This is a genomic window from Streptomyces sp. NBC_00273, assembly GCF_036178145.1.
Lineage (GTDB): Bacteria > Actinomycetota > Actinomycetes > Streptomycetales > Streptomycetaceae > Streptomyces.
In genome coordinates, this window is record NZ_CP108067.1 from 2,416,038 (window position 1) to 2,433,999 (window position 17,962).

14 protein-coding genes, 1 tRNA gene and 1 pseudogene are annotated in these 17,962 nt (G+C 73.1%); 7 read left to right on the forward strand and 9 right to left on the reverse strand.

What is annotated here, in order from left to right:
• Positions 1 to 35: 35 nt before the first annotated feature.
• The 3 genes from OG386_RS10275 to metG form a co-directional block, all read right to left on the reverse strand.
• On the reverse strand, positions 36 to 2,657 hold the full coding sequence (locus tag OG386_RS10275; RefSeq protein WP_328787861.1) for an MDR family MFS transporter: 2,622 nt from the start codon (positions 2,655 to 2,657) through the stop codon (positions 36 to 38).
• A gap of 40 nt (positions 2,658 to 2,697) precedes the next feature.
• Complete coding sequence (locus OG386_RS10280; RefSeq protein WP_328787862.1) at positions 2,698 to 3,990, reverse strand: glycosyltransferase 87 family protein; 1,293 nt, start codon at positions 3,988 to 3,990, stop codon at positions 2,698 to 2,700.
• Positions 3,991 to 4,194: 204 nt separating this feature from the next.
• A complete protein-coding gene (gene metG, locus OG386_RS10285; protein WP_328787863.1) occupies positions 4,195 to 5,910 on the reverse strand; it encodes a methionine--tRNA ligase in 1,716 nt (571 codons plus the stop codon).
• A gap of 168 nt (positions 5,911 to 6,078) precedes the next feature.
• On the opposite strand from metG, the gene OG386_RS10290 reads away from it, so the two are divergent.
• The 3 genes and pseudogenes from OG386_RS10290 to OG386_RS10300 all read left to right on the forward strand — a co-directional run.
• The gene (locus OG386_RS10290) at positions 6,079 to 6,336 is read left to right on the forward strand and encodes a hypothetical protein (RefSeq protein ID WP_328787864.1); all 258 of its coding nucleotides are present in this window, start codon (positions 6,079 to 6,081) and stop codon (positions 6,334 to 6,336) included.
• Between the two features lie 68 nt (positions 6,337 to 6,404).
• Positions 6,405 to 6,992 (forward strand): sigma-70 family RNA polymerase sigma factor, encoded by a 588-nt coding sequence (locus OG386_RS10295; protein WP_328787865.1) that lies wholly within the window; start codon positions 6,405 to 6,407, stop codon positions 6,990 to 6,992.
• An 803-nt stretch (positions 6,993 to 7,795) separates the two neighbouring features.
• Positions 7,796 to 8,515: pseudogene (locus OG386_RS10300) on the forward strand (IclR family transcriptional regulator domain-containing protein); the annotation flags it as partial.
• A 387-nt stretch (positions 8,516 to 8,902) separates the two neighbouring features.
• Here the strand turns inward: OG386_RS10300 and OG386_RS10305 are convergent.
• Together OG386_RS10305 and OG386_RS10310 are read right to left on the reverse strand one after the other, a co-directional pair.
• Positions 8,903 to 9,379 (reverse strand): hypothetical protein, encoded by a 477-nt coding sequence (locus OG386_RS10305; protein WP_328787866.1) that lies wholly within the window; start codon positions 9,377 to 9,379, stop codon positions 8,903 to 8,905.
• Between the two features lie 60 nt (positions 9,380 to 9,439).
• A tRNA-Leu gene (locus OG386_RS10310) sits at positions 9,440 to 9,524 on the reverse strand.
• A gap of 290 nt (positions 9,525 to 9,814) precedes the next feature.
• Between OG386_RS10310 and OG386_RS10315 the strand changes: the two genes are divergently transcribed.
• Positions 9,815 to 10,981: a low temperature requirement protein A gene (locus OG386_RS10315; protein WP_328787867.1), complete on the forward strand. Its 1,167-nt coding sequence runs from the start codon at positions 9,815 to 9,817 to the stop codon at positions 10,979 to 10,981.
• On the opposite strand, the gene OG386_RS10320 is transcribed toward OG386_RS10315, so the two are convergent.
• On the reverse strand, positions 10,968 to 11,909 hold the full coding sequence (locus OG386_RS10320; protein ID WP_327382326.1) for a beta-ketoacyl-ACP synthase III: 942 nt from the start codon (positions 11,907 to 11,909) through the stop codon (positions 10,968 to 10,970). The genes OG386_RS10315 and OG386_RS10320 overlap by 14 nt on opposite strands.
• A gap of 217 nt (positions 11,910 to 12,126) precedes the next feature.
• Here OG386_RS10320 and fdhD point away from each other — a divergent pair, with 217 nt between their 5' ends.
• Positions 12,127 to 12,954 carry a formate dehydrogenase accessory sulfurtransferase FdhD gene (gene fdhD, locus OG386_RS10325; RefSeq protein ID WP_328787868.1) on the forward strand — a complete coding sequence of 276 codons (828 nt, stop codon included), beginning with the start codon at positions 12,127 to 12,129 and terminating at the stop codon, positions 12,952 to 12,954.
• Here the strand turns inward: fdhD and OG386_RS10330 are convergent.
• The 3 genes from OG386_RS10330 to OG386_RS10340 are packed head-to-tail and all read right to left on the reverse strand — an operon-like array spanning position 12,944 to position 14,903.
• A complete protein-coding gene (locus tag OG386_RS10330) occupies positions 12,944 to 13,420 on the reverse strand; it encodes a hypothetical protein (RefSeq protein ID WP_328787869.1) in 477 nt (158 codons plus the stop codon). The genes fdhD and OG386_RS10330 overlap by 11 nt on opposite strands.
• A 1-nt stretch (position 13,421) precedes the next feature.
• Positions 13,422 to 13,853 carry a (2Fe-2S) ferredoxin domain-containing protein gene (locus tag OG386_RS10335; RefSeq protein WP_328787870.1) on the reverse strand — a complete coding sequence of 144 codons (432 nt, stop codon included), beginning with the start codon at positions 13,851 to 13,853 and terminating at the stop codon, positions 13,422 to 13,424.
• A gap of 9 nt (positions 13,854 to 13,862) precedes the next feature.
• Entirely contained in the window at positions 13,863 to 14,903 is a 1,041-nt protein-coding gene (locus OG386_RS10340) for a bile acid:sodium symporter family protein (RefSeq protein ID WP_328787871.1), read from the reverse strand.
• Between the two features lie 127 nt (positions 14,904 to 15,030).
• Here OG386_RS10340 and OG386_RS10345 point away from each other — a divergent pair, with 127 nt between their 5' ends.
• Positions 15,031 to 15,888, forward strand: coding sequence for a LysR substrate-binding domain-containing protein (locus tag OG386_RS10345; protein ID WP_328787872.1), 858 nt, complete (start codon positions 15,031 to 15,033; stop codon positions 15,886 to 15,888).
• Positions 15,889 to 15,991: 103 nt separating this feature from the next.
• Entirely contained in the window at positions 15,992 to 17,815 is a 1,824-nt protein-coding gene (locus OG386_RS10350) for an AMP-dependent synthetase/ligase (RefSeq protein WP_328787873.1), read from the forward strand.
• Positions 17,816 to 17,962: the final 147 nt, after the last annotated feature.

Genomic DNA, 17,962 nt, shown 5'->3' on the forward strand with positions numbered 1-17,962 from the left:
GACGTCTACGACGCGGCGCGCGGCTTCCACGAGATCTAGGCCGTTGCTCGGCCAGATCCGGAAGGGACGGCCTCGGGGGTGTCCCCGCGCGGGGTGCCGGGCCTGAGCAGCAGGGCGGCCGGCAGGGTCGCGAGCAGGAGGGCGCCGACCGCGCACCAGAGGGTGGTGGTGTAGGCGCCCAGCATCCGGGCGAACACATCGGTGTCGTCCGAGACCTGGCCCAGGCGGCTCACCAGGACGGTGCCGAGCACCGCCCCGCCGATCGCCTGCCCCAGGTAGTGGGCCGCGCCGAGGGCCGCCGAGGCCGCACCCGCGTGGCGCGGGGCCACCCCGGCGGTCGCGGTGGCGTAGAGGGGGGCCAGGGCCAGGCCCAGGCCGACGCCGGTGAGCAGCATGCCGGGCAGCACCCCGGTCGCGTAGGTGGACGCACCCCCCGCACCGGCCAGCAGGGCCAGCCCGATGGCGGTGACCACCAGGCCCGGCAGGACCAGGACGCGCGGCGCGAGACGGGGCAGCAGGCGGGCGGAGACCTGGGTGGCGGCCACGATGGCCGCGGCGACCAGGGGCAGGTGGGCCGTCCCGGACGCGGCAGGCCCCTCGCCGCGGATCTGCTGGGCGAAGAAGCCCAGGGCCGGGAGGAGGGCGACCAGGGCGACGCCGGTGAAGAGGACGGCCAGGAGGGAGGCGAGGCGGCTCCGGTCGGCGAGGACGTACGCCGGGAGCAGGGTGCCGGACGTGCTGGTCTGCCACCACAGGAAGGCGGCGAGCAGCGCGATGCCGCCCACGAGCAGGAGCAGGCTCGGGACGACGGCCCAGCCGGTGGTCTGGGCCTCGGCGAGGCCGTAGGCGAGGGCGGCGGATCCCGCCGTGCCGAGGAGTACGCCGAGTCCGTCGAACCGGGCTCCGGTACGGCCCGGACGGGCCGGCAGCAGGGTGAGCGCGCCGATCAGGGCGAGCACGGCGAGCGGGACGACCGACCACAGGGCCCAGCGCCAGTCCAGGGTCTCGGCGAGCCACCCTCCCGTGAACACGCCGAACGCACCGCCGCCCGCGGCGACCGCCGCGTAGATCCCGAAGGCCCGCCCGCGTTCCCGGGGGTCGGTGAATCCGGTGGCCACCAGGGACAGTGCGGCCGGGACGAGCAGGGCGGCGAAGGCGCCCTGGAGGGCGCGGGCGGTGATCAGCAGTCCGGAGCTGCCGACCGCGCCGCCGAGCACGTCGGCCGCAGCGAATCCGATCAGGCCGGCCACCAGCATCCGCCGGGCCCCGAGCAGGTCGACGAGGTGTCCGCCGAGCAGCAGCAGTCCGCCGAGGGCGACCAGGTAGGCGCTGAAGACCGGGCCCAGGCCGTCGGCGCTGAGGGCGAGGTCGGCATGGATCTGCGGAACGAGCAGGTTGAAGTGCGTCGCTTCGACGAGCACCAGCAGCTGCGTCAGGGCGAGGACCGCGAGGCCCCACCAGCGCCTCGGGTGCGGGGGCGCGGGGACGGACGGGTCGCCGGGGAGGGGGCCCGGGGGCGGACCGAAGCCGCCCGCGGGACCGAAGTGACCGGGCGCCGTGGGGGCGTACGCGGGCGGTGTCGCGGGCGGCGGGGCTTCCTGCCGGGACTGTGCCGGCACGAGGCGGGGGTCCGGCGTCTTCTCGACGGGCTTCTTCTCGACGGACGTCTTCTCGACGGGCGTCTTCTCGACGGGCGTCCCGTCGGCAGGCGTCCCCTCGGCAGGGGCCCCGCCGCCGGCTCCGGCTCCTGCCGGGGACGCCGGGGCGTAGTCCAGCAGCCGCGCCGCATGTCGGCCCAGTTGGGCCAGCACCGCGCCCGGAAGCCATTCCCCGGCGGCGTCCGCCGCCGTACGCGCCGCCACCTCCTCGGGGGTGGGACGCCGGGCCGGGTCCTTGTGCAGGCACGCACCGACGAGTTCGACCAGCGACTCGGGTACTCCGGTCAGGTCCGCCTCCTCCTCGGCGATCCGGAAGAGGTGGGCGTTCAGACCGGAGTTCTTGGCGCCGAAGAGCATGCGTCCCGTGGCGGCGTACACGAGGACCGCGCCGAGGCAGAAGACGTCGCTGGAGGGGCCCAGTTCGAGACCGCGGACCTGTTCCGGCGACATGAATCCCGGTGAGCCGATCAGCATGCCGGTGCGGGTGTGCAGGCTGTCGCCGGTCAGGCTCTCCATCGCCCGCGCGATGCCGAAGTCGATGACCCGCGGCCCGTCGACGGTGACGAGCACGTTGGACGGCTTCAGGTCGCGGTGGACCAGGCCCGCCTCGTGCACGGCCCGCAGGGCATGGGCGAGCCGGTTGGCGAGGGTCCGCACCGAGTCCTCGGGCAGCGGGCCGAACTGCCGGGCGACCACGGTCTGCAGGTCCGGCCCCGGGATGTACTGGGTCGCCACCCAGGGCACGGCGGCTTCGGTGTCGGCGTCGAGCACCGCCGCCGTCCAGCTGCCGCCCACCCGCCGTGCGGCGGCCACCTCGCGCGCGAACCTCCTGCGGAATTCGGGGTTCCCGGCGAACTCCGGCTGGACCACCTTCACGGCAACGGTTCGGCCGCCCTCGGAGCGGCCCAGGTAGACCAGGCCCATGCCACCCGCACCCAGCCGGGCGATCAAGCGGTACGGTCCGATACGGCTCGGGTCTTCGGCGATCAGCTGATCCACGGAGCGAAGGCTAGTGCAACGAGCCAATGCGCAGGGGCCGTCAGGCGAAACGTCCTCCCTCCCGCTCGTTCCGTACCCGCGGCCGCCCGTCCGACGGTCGGAGCCGGTACGAGCCCGCCACCACGCGCGAGACGCCCGGTACGGCCACCGAGCGGGCCCAGACCGACAGCAGGACCGGCAGCGCCAGGTACCCGAAGCGGCCCGCCGGGGCCAGGAGGAAGGCCAGCGTGAGGCCGAGGGCGAGGCGGTCCGCGGCGGCCGCCACCGTACGCGGCGGCCGGAGGAGCAGGGAGAGGGTCACCGCGAGACCCCCCGCCAGCAGCAGACCCACCGTCAGGTACCAGCCCCAGGAACCCAGTTCGGCCAGGAGGCGCCCGGGCAACGGGCTGCTCGCCGGGGTCGGCACCTCCGCCCGCCCGGTGGGGAAGGCGAACACCTGGCGCCACAGCTCCGCCGGCTGGAGCAGTGCGGCCGGCAGCACCAGCAGGGCCGTACCGCCGAACGCCACCAGGGCGCAGCGCACCGCCGCCCGCCCGCCCCGGCAGACCGCGAGCAGGGCGACGGCCACCGCGACCGCGGGCAGCGCCGTCCACTTCAGTGCGCACGCCCCGGCGAGGGCCGCCCCGGAAAGGACGGGCCGCCCGGCGGCGGCCGCTGCCAGCGCCAGGCAGCAGAGCCCGGCCAGCGGCAGGTCCACCCCGCTCACCGCCAGGGGCAGGGCCACCACCGGCGAGGCCACCAGGACGGGCAGCAGCCGGCCCGGCCCACCGACCGGCCCGCCGCCGGCCCCATCGACCGGTCCGCCGCCGGTCCCGCCGCCGGCCCCACCGACCAGCAGCCGCCGGGCCGCCCCCAGGCAGCCGAACAGCACGGCCGCGCACCAGATGCGGGCGTCCCCCAGCAAGCGCACCACCCAGCCGTCACCGCCGCCGTCGCCCCCCAGCAGCGCACGCGGTACCCCGAGCAGCGCCATGCCCGGCAGGTAGGGGGTGTACTCCTCGACGTGCCCGGGCCGGTCGACGTAGAGCCGACCGGACTCCAGCAGGAGCCGTCCGGACCGTTCGATGACCGTCACCTCCGATTGCCCCCGGCCGGTCAGGACCAGACACAGGAGGGGTACGGCGACGGCGCCCAGCAGGGCGACGGCGAGCGCCGCGCGTCGGCGGCCGAGTGCGGTGGCCGCGGCGGCCCCGAGGTATCCGGTGGCGGCGCACCAGCCCCACAGCCGGTGCGGCGCCAGCGAGGAGAACAGCGGGAAGGACAGCGCCCATGCGGCGGCGAGCAACCAGAGCAACCAGCCGGTGGCCCACCGGGCGGTACGGGAAGGGATCATGGGCCCATTCCAGCCGCGCGCCCCCGGCCGGGTCTGCACGGCCAGGTGGACGGTCCGCGGTGGGGTTTCCCCTACCGTCGCCCCTCCCCCGTCCTCCCTGCGGGCATGCGAGAGGGGCACGACCCCAGCGGGTCGTGCCCCTCACTCGGCTGTCACCGGGCCCTCAAGGGGCCTCGGGCCTCCGTGCCTCGGGCCTCCGGGGCCTCAGGCCTCGGGGTTGCCGCCGAACCGCTCGCGGTAGGACTCCAGGTCCTCCTCGGTGACCCGCGCGAACAGCACCGGCGGGACGGTGAACGGGGTGCCGGCCGGAACGGCGTCCAGGGACCGCGCCTGCTCCGGGGTGATCCACGTGGCCGTGTCGTCGGCGAGCGCGAACGAGGAGCGCATCGCGCGCGCCGAGGCCGGGATGAACGGCTCGGAGACCACCGAGTAGAGGTGGATGAGGTTCATCGCGGTGCGCAGGGTGAGCGCGGCGCCCTCCAGGTCGGTCTTGACCTCCGTCCAGGGGGCCTTTTCGTCGAGGTAGGCGTTTCCGGCCGACCACAGGGCGCGCAGCGCGGCCGCGGCCTTGCGGTACTGGAGGGTGTCCATGTGGCCCTCGTACTCGGCCAGCAGTTCCGCGATCTGCTCGCCCAGCTTGGCCTCGGCCTCGCCGGCGGGGCTGCCCGCGGGAGCCTCGTCGCCGAACTTCTTGCGGGAGAAGGTCAGCACGCGGTTGACGAAGTTGCCGAGGGTGCCGCCGAGGTCCTTGTTGACGGTGGCCTGGAAGTGCTCCCACGTGAAGGACGAGTCGTCGGACTCGGGCGCGTTGGCGATGAGGAAGTAGCGCCAGAAGTCGGCCGGGAGGATCTCCAGCGCCTGGTCGGTGAAGACGCCGCGCTTCTGCGAGGTGGAGAACTTGCCTCCGTAGTACGTCAGCCAGTTGAAGGCCTTGACGTAGTCGACCTTCTTCCACGGCTCGCGGGTGGCCAGTTCGGTGGCGGGGAACATCACCGTGTGGAACGGGACGTTGTCCTTGGCCATGAACTGGGTGTAGCGGACGTCCTCGGCCTCGTACCACCACGACGTGTAGTCGCGGTTCGCCGGGTCCAGGTCCGACCACTCCTTGGTCGCGCCGATGTACTCGATCGGGGCGTCGAACCAGACGTAGAAGACCTTGCCGTCGGCGGCGAGCTCGGGCCAGGTGTCGGCCGGGACCGGCACGCCCCAGTCGAGGTCGCGGGTGATGGCGCGGTCGTGCAGGCCCTCGGTCAGCCACTTGCGGGCGATGGAGGAGGCGAGCTGCGGCCACTCCTCCTCGTGCTCGGCGACCCAGGCCTCGACCTCGTGCTGGAGCTTGGACTGCAGGAGGAAGAGGTGCTTGGTCTCGCGGACCTCCAGCTCGGTGGAGCCGGAGATGGCCGAGCGGGGCTCGATCAGGTCCGTGGGGTCCAGGACGCGGGTGCAGTTCTCGCACTGGTCGCCGCGGGCCTTGTCGTAGCCGCAGTGCGGGCAGGTGCCCTCGACGTAGCGGTCCGGCAGGAAACGGCCGTCGACCGGCGAGTACACCTGCCGGATCGCGCGCTCCTCGATGAACCCGTTCTCCTGCAGCTTGCGCGCGAAGTGCTGGGTGATCTCGCGGTTCTGCGCGGAGGAGCTGCGGCCGAAGTAGTCGAAGGACAGCTCGAAGCCGTCGTAGACCGCCTTCTGGGCGTCGTGGGCCTGCGCACAGAACTCGGAGACCGAGACGCCGGCCTCCTTGGCGGCGAGTTCGGCGGGGGTGCCGTGCTCGTCGGTGGCGCAGATGTAGAGGACGTCGTGGCCGCGCTGGCGGAGGTACCGGGAGTACACATCCGCCGGAAGCATCGACCCGACCATGTTGCCCAGGTGCTTGATCCCGTTGATGTACGGAAGCGCGCTGGTGATCAGGTGTCGAGCCATCCTCGGATGCTCCATTTCCTATGTGCGGTACAACGTGACGTAACGGATTGTGAATGCGGTTCATCGTATCGAACCGCCGCGAGGCCACGCGCCGCATTTGTTCATGGGTGGACGTAAAGCAAAAGCGAGGGCAGTGACCTCTCCGTCACGGCCCTCGCGATCAGGCACATGTTACAGCCGGACCGCGGCGCACCCGACCGGTGCCCGGGCGACGGCAACGACGACCGTGGCGACGGCGGCGACAGCGACACCTGCTCTGGCACCGTCAGCGGGCATATGCATACGTGCTGGCTGGAGCCGTGCGTGATCGAGATCGATCACGGGTCGATCATCCGCGACGTATTGCTTCCAGCTTTCTTCTCTGCGCCCTCCGAGTGCGCCCGCGCTGCTTTCCTGTTCGTCACAGGGGATGAGGTGGAGCGGTGAACGATGGCGGACCGGAGGAGTCCGGTGGGGCCGTGGGACTACCGAGCCGGCGTCGGCGGCCGACTCCCATGAGCCAGTGGGATCCGACGGCGCGCCTGTCGTACTGGGCCTTCCACGCCAATCGGCGGCCCGCGTACATGCGCTTCGCGTATCTGCAGCTGGGCTCCGACGCGGCGGCGGAGGAGGCGGTCGACGCCGCTTTCGACTCGATCATGGGCGAGTGGCTGCGGATGCTCCACATGGACCGCCTCGACGCCTACGCCTGGACCGTCCTCAAGCACTGCCTGGTCGACCGGCAGCGCCGACGCCATCCGTGGCAGCAACGACCGGAGCCGATGGACATCAGCGCCTTCGAGGCCACCCTCAAGGAGGCCCACGCCGATCAGTACGAGGTGCTGACCGACACCATCCGCTTCTATTCCGCCGTCTCCCGGCTCGCCGAGCGGCAACGCGACTCCGTACTGCTGCGGTACGGGCTCCAGTGCACCCCCGGTGAGGCCGCAGCCGTGATGGGGGTCGACGAGGCCACGGTCCGCTCCTACCTCGGACAGGCCCACCGGCGGCTCGCCCGCCTGCTCGCCACGTCCACCGCATCCGCCACGTCGCCCGAATCAGCAGAATCCGCCGAATCAGCCGAAGAACCAGCCGAATCATGAGGCGCTACGAACGGCAGGAGCGGCAGGACGGCGACCCGGTCCCCCGCTCCCTGGCCGAGTTCCTGGCCCGGGCGGGCGTCCGCGACCGCTACCGGTACTACGACCTCGGCGCCGCCGAGGCCCGGCTGCTGCGCGCCAGACCGCACCCGACCGCCTCCGGACACCGCGCCCGGCGCCGGTCGGTGCACGGCTGGAGCGACCCCGCCCGGGACTGCCCGCTCGACGCCGAACGGGCCCGGCGCGACCTCAAGGCCGTCTGCCTCGCCTCCGCGTGCGCGCCCGGGGCCGCGGCGCACCTCGACTCCTTCTTCACCGAGGGACACGCCGATCTGGCCGGGGCGGCCGTCTTCGGCTGCCTGCTGCACCTGGCCGGGCTGCGCGAAGGAGCCCGCTTCTGGTGGCAGTTCGCCGCCGGCTCCGGGAGCCCGCGGACCTCCGCGGCCGCGTACTGCCTCTTCCTCGACCACTCCCGGCGCGGCGAGCACCACGACGCCCGGCACTGGGCGCGCGAGCTGAGCCGGCGCGGCTTCCGGCCGGGGGGCCGACGGGATCTGCGGGAGGTCCGGCTGTGCACGCAGGCGGCCGTGCTCCGCTACGTCGACCAGCTCGAGGATCCCGACCTGGGCCCGGTGCCGCTGCCGAGGCCGGGGCTGTCCGGGGTGCTCGCCGCGTTCTTGCCGCAGCAGCCCGTCACGGTCGTCGCGCCGGTGACGGCGGCCCGGCCGGCCGCGGGCCCGCTGCGTCACCCCGCGCTGACGGCCGCGGCCCGCGGGACCGCCGTACGGGGCGGTACGGGCGAGGCGCTGGCGGAGGCCCGCCGTGCGCTGGCCGTCGTACGCGTCCTGGAACAGCATCCGTTGGGGGTACGGGCCGGCCAGCTCGCGCGGGAGTCGGGCCTCGCGGAGGCGGAGCTGCGCCCCCTCCTGGCGATGCTGTGCGAGGAGGAGTACGCGTACCGGCCGGGGGCGGGGGTGTACGGGCGCGGCCCGGCCCTGGACCGGCTCGCCGCCCCCGGCGGCCACGGCCTGGCCGGGCAGCTCCAGCGCACCCTGGCCCTGGCCCGGGACAGCGCCGGCGCCGCGGTGTACCTCAGCCGGTACGCGGGGGGCGAGGTCCACATCACGCAGATGGCGGCCGGGCCGGCGACCCCGCCGGTCCGGGAGTGGGTCGACTTCCGGGACGCCGCGCATGCCAGCGCGGTCGGCAAGTGCCTGCTGACCCAGCTCGACCACGACCGCCGCGCCGACCACGTGGCCCGGCACCGGCCCGCCCGGCTCACCGCGCAGACCATCACCGACAGCCGGGCCCTGTTCACGGCGCTGGACGCGGTGGCTCCGGGCGCGCCCGTCTTCGACCTGCTCGAGTACTCCCCGGGGGTCGTCTGCTCGGCCGTTCCCATCGCCACGGGCGGCGCCGCGGGCAGCCTGGCGCTGTCCCTGCCCGCAGCCCATGCCCACCGACTGCGCTCGGCCACCGCGGCGTTGCGGCGCAAGGCCGTACCGATCCTCCTCGCCCTGCTCCTGACCGGCGCGATCCCCCCGGACGCCCCCGCCGCCCCCGCCGTCGAACCCGGCTCCGCGCCCGGCCGGCCCGAGCCCCGGCCGCTGCGGGCCCCGGTCACCCCCGTCACCCCCGAGACCCTGCGCCAGCTCCGGCTGCTCTTCCGCACCCCGCTCGCGGAGGCCGCGGCGGCAGCGCACGGCCCGCACCTGGTCAGCGACACCACGACCGCGGCGGCCTACCTCTTCGAAGCCGCCCCGGACGGCGCCACCCCCCGGCTGTCCCTCCCCCACACCTTCACGTCGGTGACCCCGGGCAGCCTGACCCGCCCGACGGACCCGACGGGTCTGGTGGTCCTGGGTACGTGACGACGGGCCGGCGCCGGCTCCACCGCCAGGCCGACAAGGGGGTCAGGAGGGCTTCCTGGGCCTGAGGCCGAGCTCCTCGCAGCGCCGCTGGTACTCGGCCGCGGCAATGGCGTCGCGGAACTCGACCCTGTGCCAGCGTTCGGGGTCGTAGCCTTCGCAGTCGCGCCAGACCTGCAGGCCGTCGCAGAGGGCGTTCCAGTTCTCACGAATCTTGTCGAGGCGCCACTCGTCCTGGGCGTTGAGCACGGCCTCGGGCGGCGGCGCCCACACGAGGACCGGCGTGGAACCCCGCCTGTTGCGGTAGGGCCTCCAGAACCGCGCCCGGACGTCCCACTCCAGGTGCAGCACGGCGCTGGACAGCATCCGGGCCAGCGCATCGGCCGCCCTGTGTTCGTCGGTGCCAGGAGCGTGGCCGGCTTCCAGGGCCTCCAGCCGCGGGTACAGGAACTCGTAGACCTCCCAGAGGTCGTCCTCCGTGATGTCGCAGGCGTACCGCAGTGGCGCCCGTTCCGCGTTCATCTCCGCCCCCCGGGGAAAACAGCAGGAGCCCCACACTATGTGTGGGGCTCCTGCTTCTTGTGTCCGAGGGGGGACTTGAACCCCCACGCCCGATAAAGGGCACTAGCACCTCAAGCTAGCGCGTCTGCCATTCCGCCACCCGGACTAGGTGGTCGGCCCCGGTTTCCCGCGGCGACATGGACAACAATAGCAAAGGATCGGCGGGTCTCCGACCACTTATCCGGGCGGCGATCCTCCGCCACGCCGGGCTGACCTGCACGCATGCACCGAAGGCCGTAGCGAGACGGTCTGTCTCGCCACCGTCGGGGCGGCGGCCCGGTCCCGACGGCGGGGAGAAGGGGATGCATCGCGTCCACTTCCGGATGCTGATACCGGCTGGACATCAGGGGGAGCCGGGCGGTCGGATGGCTGCGCACACGTCCGGGGGAGCCGCGCATGGAATCCGAGCACCGCGTCAGCACGCTGGAGCTGTTCTTCGACCTCGTCTTCGTCTTCACCATCACGCAGTTGACGGTGCTTCTGGCGGACGACCTGAGCCTGCGGGGCGCGGGGCAGGTGGTGCTGATCTTCACCGTCCTGTTCTGGATGTACGGGGGCTACGCACACCTGACCAACCAGGTGCCGCCGGACCGGACGGTCCGGCGGGTGCTGCTGATGCTGGCCATGGGGGCGTTCCTGGTGTGCGCGCTGGCCGTGCCGACCGCGTTCGGCGCCGGCGGAATCGCCTTCGGCCTGGGGTACGTGTTCGTGGTCCTCGTGCACAGCGCCCTCTACACACAGGCGCACGGGTCCGGAGTGCTCTGGTTCGCGCTCCCCAACATGCTGTGCGCGCTGTCGGTGCTGGCCGCCGGGTTCTTCGACGGGCCGCCCGCCTGGGGGCTGTGGATGCTCGCCCTGCTGATCCAGTTCGCCGTGCCGCAGCTGGTGCAGCGGGTGGCGGCGAGCGGGGCGGAGCCCGCCGAGGCCGTGACCGCGGTGACGACCGTCAGCGACCAGCTCGGCGGCATGAGCTCCGGGCACCTCGTGGAGCGGCACGGGCTACTGCTGATCATCGTCTTCGGCGAGTCCGTCATCGCGATCGGCATCGGGACCGGCTCGCTGCCGCTGTCCCTGGGGATCGCCGGGGGCGCCTTCCTCGCACTCGCCGTCGCGTCGGCGCTGTGGTGGATGTACTTCGTGCGCGACGAGGGCCGGGCCGAGGAGGTCTTCGCCGAGACACCGCCCGAGAACCGTTTCAAGCTGGCGATGCTCGCCTACTACTACGCCTTCCTGCCCATGCTGCTCGGGATCGCCGCCTTCGCGGCCGGTGTCAAGAAGACCATCGGACACCTGGGCGAGCACCTGCACACCGGCCCGGCGCTCGCCCTCGCGGGCGGGGTCGCCGTCTACCTCGCCGGTGACCTGGCCTTCCGGGCCGTCCTCGGGATCGGCCCGGCCCGGTTCCGGGCGGCGGCGCTGGTGCTCGTCCTGGCGACGGTCCCGGTCGGCACGGGCGCCTCCGGGCTCTGGCAGCTGGTGGCGCTCGTCGTCGTGCTGCTGGGAACGCTGGGAGCCGAGGTCCGCTGGACCCCGGGCTGCACCGCGACGCCTACGGGCAGCTGATGACCTGGCCCGCGTAGGAGAGGTTGCCGCCGAAGCCGAAGAGGAGGACCGGGGCGCCGGAGGGGATCTCGCCGCGCTGGACCAGCTTCGACAGGGCCATCGGGATGCTGGCGGCCGAGGTGTTGCCGGAGTCGACGACATCGCGGGCGACGACGGCGTTGACGGCGCCGATCTTCGCGGCGAGGGGCTCGATGATCCGCAGGTTCGCCTGGTGGAGGACGACCGCGGCCAGGTCCTCCGGGGTGATCCCGGCCTTCTCGCACACCTTGCGGGCGAGCGGCGGGAGCTGGCTGGTGGTCCAGCGGTAGACGGACTGGCCCTCCTGGGCGAAGACCGGCGGCGAGCCCTCGATCCGGACCGCGTTGCCCATCTCCGGGACCGACCCCCACAGGACCGGGCCGATGCCCGGCTCCTCGCAGGCCTCGACGACGGCCGCGCCCGCTCCGTCACCGGTGAGCACGCAGGTGGTGCGGTCGGTCCAGTCGGTGATCTCGGTCATCTTGTCGGCGCCGATGACCAGGGCGCGGGTGGCGGAGCCGGCCCGGATGGCGTGGTCGGCGGTGGCCAGGGCATGGGTGAAGCCCGAGCAGACGACGTTGATGTCCATCACGGCGGGGCCGCCGCCCATGCCCAGCTTGGCGGCGACGCGCGCGGCCATGTTGGGCGAACGGTCGATCGCGGTCGACGTGGCGACCAGCACCAGGTCGATGTCGTCCGGGGTCAGGCCGGCGCCGGCCAGCGCCTTGCCCGCAGCCTGGTAGGCGAGCTCGTCCACCGGCTCGTCCGGGCCAGCCATGTGGCGCGTGCGGATGCCGACGCGGGACCGGATCCACTCGTCGGTGGTGTCCACCATGGCCGCGAGGTCCTCGTTGGTGAGCACTTTCGCGGGCTGGTAGTGCCCTAGCGCCACCACGCGTGAACCGGTCATGGGCGGGGTCCCCCCTTGTACGGAAGTCAGGATCACCCAGCTTCGCCTGCTACTGGTGGGTACGTGTGCGTGTGACCCGACAGGATTCCGGCCCCGGATTTTGGAGCTTCCCGAGGATCCACCTGCCGGGGGCGTCGCCGGAAGCGGAACCGGGACAATGAGCTTGTCGGGAGCCGGCAAGAACACAGGCGAGAACAGAAGGGGTGGGCTGATCACCATGGGACGGGTCACCGAGCGCCGTCGCGTCGTCCGGATCCGGAACGGCGGGGCGGGTGTCCGGCCGGACACACTGGTGGCCGAGGAGCCGCTGGAGATACGCCTGAACGGCAAACCGCTGGCCATCACGATGCGGACGCCGGGCGACGACTTCGCCCTGGCAGTGGGCTTCCTGGTCAGCGAGGGCGTGCTCGGCGCCGCCTCGGACGTGCAGGCCGTCACCTACTGCGAGGGGGCGACCGAGGAGGGTTCGAACACCTACAACGTGGTGAACGTCCAGCTGGCCGCCGGGGTCCCGGTGCCCGACATCACCCTGGAACGGAACGTCTACACCACCTCCTCCTGCGGCCTGTGCGGGAAGGCCAGCCTGGACGCGGTCCGTACGGCGACCCGCTTCCCGGGGATCGCCGCCGATCCGGTACGGGTGTCCGCGGAGGTCCTCAGCGCGATGCCGGACCGGTTGCGCGCGGCCCAGAAGGTCTTCGACCGTACGGGCGGACTGCACGCGGCCGGGCTGTTCACGGCCCAGGGCGAGCTGCTCGACCTGCGGGAGGACGTCGGCCGGCACAACGCGGTGGACAAGATCGTGGGCCGGGCGTACCAGTCCGGGCGGCTCCCGCTGGCGGGCGCGGTCCTGCTGGTGTCGGGCCGGGCCTCCTTCGAGCTGGTGCAGAAGGCCGTGATGGCGGGCATCCCGGTGCTGGCGGCCGTCTCGGCGCCGTCCTCGCTGGCGGTGGACCTTGCCCTGGAATCGGGGATGACGCTGGTCGGCTTCCTGCGGGGACCGGACATGAACATCTACGCGGGCGAGGAGCGGATCACCCTGTAGCAGTACGCCGGAACAGCTCCCCGCCCTGTTCGTAGCTGCCCATGAACGAGGCCCGCACGTCGCTGCCGTCTCCTGCGGTGCCCCCCTCGCCGGCGCCGCGGGGCGTGAACCGACCGTCGCAGGTCTGCACTGCGGGCGTTCCGTCGGCGGTGAACTTGATCAGGATCAGGATCCCCGGGTCCTCGTCGGAACGCTGGTTGATGGTCCAGCTGCCCTCGCCGGTGAACGTGCCCGGCTGCGGGCCTTGGCCGCAGCTCCAGCCCGAGAGCTCCGTGATGCGGACCCGGCCGCCGGCCAGCACCTCGAGCCGGGCTCCGTGGTCGCCCTGCCACGTGCCCGTGACGTCCTGCGCCGTCAGCGGAACGGAGGGTTTGCCGTCTTCCACGTCGAGGGACAGGGCCAGCCGGATCACCAGAGCGACCAGCAGGGCGAACAGGACGATCACTGCGCGGGCGAGGTTCTGCACCTCAGCGCCCCCGACGGACGCGGCGCGGGGAGTCCTTGGCCGGCTTCGGGGTCGGCGGGTCGATGCGGTGGAGGTCCAGGGTGGGCGGGAGCGGGGTGGTGCCCGGGCCGCCGGATTCGGCCCAGGCGATGATCTCGTCGGTCGCGGTGTCGTCCAGGGCCCAGCCGAACCAGGTCGCGCGGGCGCCGCGGCGGCGGGCCTCGGTGGTGGGCTGGACCACGATGACGTTGGCCTGGGCGCAGGGGCCGAGGCACTCGCTGGTACGTACGGCCAGGCGGCCCCCGGATGCGGCGGCGGCCTCGCGCAGCCGGGCGAGCTGACCGGCGTGGTCGGAGCCGGGGTTCTTGCGGGGGTCACCGCAGCAGCAGCCGCGGCAGACCACCAGCGTGCAGGGGCGTTCGGCGTGCGCGGCGAGCGGGCGTATCCAGGTCACCACCGAACGTTAACGGGCCCGGGGCGCGGGCCGTTCGAGCGCGGGCGAGACGTCCGCCACACGGTCGGCGGCGAGTTCGGGCAGCGGGTCGTGGGCGCGGCGCCGGGCGATGACGGCGCAGACCATCAGCTGCATCTGGTGGAAGAGCATCAGCGGGAGCACGGCGAGGGCGGCGTGGGCCCCGAACAGCACGCTGGCCATGGGGAGTCCGGCGGCCAGGCTCTTCTTCGACCCGGCGAACTGGATGGCGATGCGGTCCGCGCGGCCGAAGCCGAGGCGGGCCGCTCCGTACCAGGTGGCGAGGAGCATGACGGCGAGGAGCACGGCCTCCACGAGCAGCAGGGCGGCGAGCCGCGGGAGGCTCACCCGGTGCCAGATGCCCGCGACCACGCCCGCGCTGAAGGCGGCGTAGACGACGAGCAGGATCGAGCCGCGGTCGACGTAGCCGAGGACCTGCCGGTGGCGGGCGAGGAAGCCGCCGACCCGGGGGCGCAGGGCCTGTCCGAGGAGGAAGGGCAGCAGGAGTTGGAGGGTGATCTTGAGGAGGGAGTCGAGGGAGAAGCCGCCGGCGTCGCCACCGAGCAGGGCGGCGGCGAGGAGGGGGGTGAGGACGATGCCGGCCAGGCTGGAGAAGGAGCCGGCGCAGATCGCGGCGGGGACGTTGCCGCGGGCGATCGAGGTGAAGGCGATGGAGGACTGCACGGTCGAGGGGACCAGGCAGAGGAAGAGCAGGCCGCCGTAGAGCGGGGCGGTGAGGAGGCCGGGGACGAGGCCGCGGGCGGCCAGGCCGAGGAGCGGGAAGAGTACGAAGGTGCAGGCGAGCACCGTGAGGTGGAGCCGCCAGTGGCGCAGGCCGTCGAGGGCCTCGCGGGTGGAGAGCCGGGCGCCGTAGAGGAAGAAGAGCAGGGCCACGGCCGAGGTGGAGGCGAGGTCGGCGGCGGTGGCGGCCGGGCCGCGGGCGGGGAGCAGGGCGGCGAGGCCCACGGTGGCGAGCAGGGCCAGGACGTACGGGTCCAGCGGCAGCCGGTCGGGGAGGTGCGGGCGGCGCATGCGGGGGTGCTCACTTGCTGTCGGCGAGGGGTTCTCCCCCTCATGGTGGGCGGTGGGCGTTCATCGGGAAACCCGCACACCGCACTCACTGCCATCGTGAATCGTGATGAGCGGCTAGCGTGGCGGTATGTACGACCCCGTCCAGTTGCGGACCTTCCTCACGGTGGCCCAGACGCTCAGCTTCACGCAGGCCGCGGGGCGGCTCGGCGTGGGGCAGTCCACGGTCAGCCAGCACGTGCGGCGGCTGGAGGAGGCGACGGGGCGGCCGCTGTTCGTCCGGGACACGCACAGCGTGGGGCTGACGGAGGACGGTGAGGCGCTGCTCGGTTTCGCGCGGACGATCCTGGAGGCGAACGAGCGGGCGGCGGCCTTCTTCGCGGGGACCCGGCTGCGCGGGCGGCTGCGGTTCGGGGCATCCGAGGACTTCGTGCTGACGCGCCTTCCGGAGATCCTCGAAGGGTTCCGGCACGAGCACCCCGAGGTGGATCTGGAGCTGTCGGTGGAGCTCTCGGGAACGCTGCACGAGCGGCTGGACGGGGGCCGTCTCGACCTGGTGCTGGCGAAACGGCGGGGTCCGGGGGACGAGCGGGGCCGGCTGGTGTGGCGGGACCGGATGGTGTGGATCGGGGCGGAAGGACTGCGGGTGGACCCGGAGCGCCCTGTTCCGCTGATCGTCTTCCCGCCCCCGGGAATCACCCGCGCCCGGGCGCTGGAGGTGCTGGAGCAGGAGGGGCGGGCGTGGCGCATCGCATGCACGAGCGGCAGCCTGAGCGGCCTGATCGCGGCGGCCCGGGCCGGGCTCGGCGTGATGGCGCACGCCCGGGGGCTGATCCCGCCCGGGCTGGTGCGGGTCGGCGGGCTGCCGGAGCTCGGTCCGGTGGAGTTCGCCCTGCTCCGCGGGCCGCGTCCGTCAGCCGCGGCCGAGGCGCTGGCCGCGGCCGTGCTCTCCGGCGCGGACCGCCTCAGTCGCACGTCAACGGCGTGAACACCGTGATCACTGGGGAGGTCTTGTGGAGGTATCCGAAGGCCGGTCACCCCCTGTTGACCGTGCGGTACGTTCACCGCGGCGCGCGGAGAGGAGCGGGGCCTTGCGCGAGATCACCGTCCCACCGGTCGTCACGGGCGCACCCGTCGGCGGCCTGGCCGACATCGTCTTCCAGCACGCCCGCGAGGAGCCGGACCGGGTGGTGCTCGGCCGGAAGACCGACGGCCTCTGGCGGGACGTGACGTCCCGGGAACTGGCCGTCGAAGTGCTCGCGCTCGCCCGGGGACTGCTGGCCCAGGGGGTGCGCTTCGGGGACCGGGTCGCCGTCATGTCCCGCACCCGGTACGAGTGGACCCTCTTCGACTTCGCCCTGTGGGCGATCGGCGCCCAGCCCGTCCCGGTGTACCCGACGTCCTCCGCCGATCAGGTGCACTGGATCCTCTTCGACTCCGACTGCACGGCCTGCGTGGTCGAGGACGAGGACCAGGCCATGACGGTGGGATCGGTCATCGACCGGCTCCCCCACCTGCGCCGGCTGTGGCAGCTCGACGCCGGGGCCGTGGACGAGCTCGTCGCCGACGGCCGCGGGGTCGCCGAGGACGTCGTGCACCGCCACCGGGGCGCCGTGACGCCGGGCGCGACCGCCACCGTCATCTACACCTCCGGGACGACGGGCCGGCCGAAGGGGTGCGTGCTGACGCACGCCAACTTCATGTACGAGACCGACACCCTGGTCAGCCGCTGGGAGTCGGTCTTCCAGGCCCGGCAGGGCGAGGAGCCGTCCACCCTGCTCTTCCTGCCGCTGGCCCACGTGTTCGGGCGGATGGTGGAGGTGGCCGCCGTCCGGGCCCGGGTGAAGCTGGGCCACCAACCGGTACTGGCGGCGGCCGAGTTGATGCCCGACCTCGCCGCCTTCCGGCCGACCTTCGTACTGGGCGTCCCGCACGTCTTCGAGAAGGTCTTCGCGGGCGCCCGCCGCAAGGCGGAGGCGGAGGGACGTACGGGCCCCTTCGACCGGGCGGTGGAGACGGCCGTGCGGTACGCGGAGGCGCGCGAGCGCAAGGCCTTCGGCACCGGGCCGGGTCCGTCGGCCGCGCTGCGCGTGGAGCACCAGCTCTTCGACCGGCTCGTCTACGGGAGGGTCCGCGAGGCGATGGGCGGCCGGGTACGGCACGCCATGTCGGGCGGGTCGGCGATGTCGCGCCGCCTGGGGCTGTTCCTCGACGGGGCCGGGATCACGGTGTTCGAGGGGTACGGGCTGACCGAGTCGTGCGCGGCGGCGACCGCGAACCCGCCCGGTGCGACCAAGTACGGCACGGTGGGGCGGCCGATTCCGGGCAGTACGGTGCACATCGCGGACGACGGGGAGGTCTGGCTGCACGGCAGCCACATCTTCTCCGGGTACCTCAACGACCCCCGGGCCACGGAGGCGGTCCTGCGCGGGGGCTGGCTGGCCACCGGCGACCTGGGCCGGCTGGACGCGGACGGGTACCTGACCATCACCGGGCGCAAGAAGGACATCCTGGTGACCTCCAACGGCAAGAGCGTCGCGCCCGCCGCGCTGGAGGAGCGGGTCCGTTCCCATCCGCTGGTGTCGCAGTGCGTGCTGGTGGGCAACGACCGGCCGTACATCGCGGCGCTGCTCACTCTGGACATGGACGGGATAGCGCACTGGCTGTCGATGCGCGGCCGCCCGCAGTTGCCGGCGGCGCAGCTGGTGGGTGACCCCGAGCTCACGGCCGAGGTGCGCCGGGCGGTGGTGGCCGCGAACACCCTGGTCTCGCAGGCGGAGGCGATCCGTACCTTCCGGGTGCTGGGTGAGCAGTTCACGGAGGAGCGGGGTCTGCTGACCCCCTCGCTGAAGCTCAAGCGCCGGGCGATCGAGAAGGCGTACGCGAAGGAGGTCGCGGCCCTGTACTCCTCCTGAGCCGGGTCCGGCCGGGAGCCGTCGCGACGCAGGTCCGGGCCGTCCGCCGGGCGCCCGCACCCCGTAACTGACGGATCGTCATTTCTACTCGTCGACAATATTGACGAACCGTCAGGTCACGCACAGAATGCGGGGATTCCAACCGGA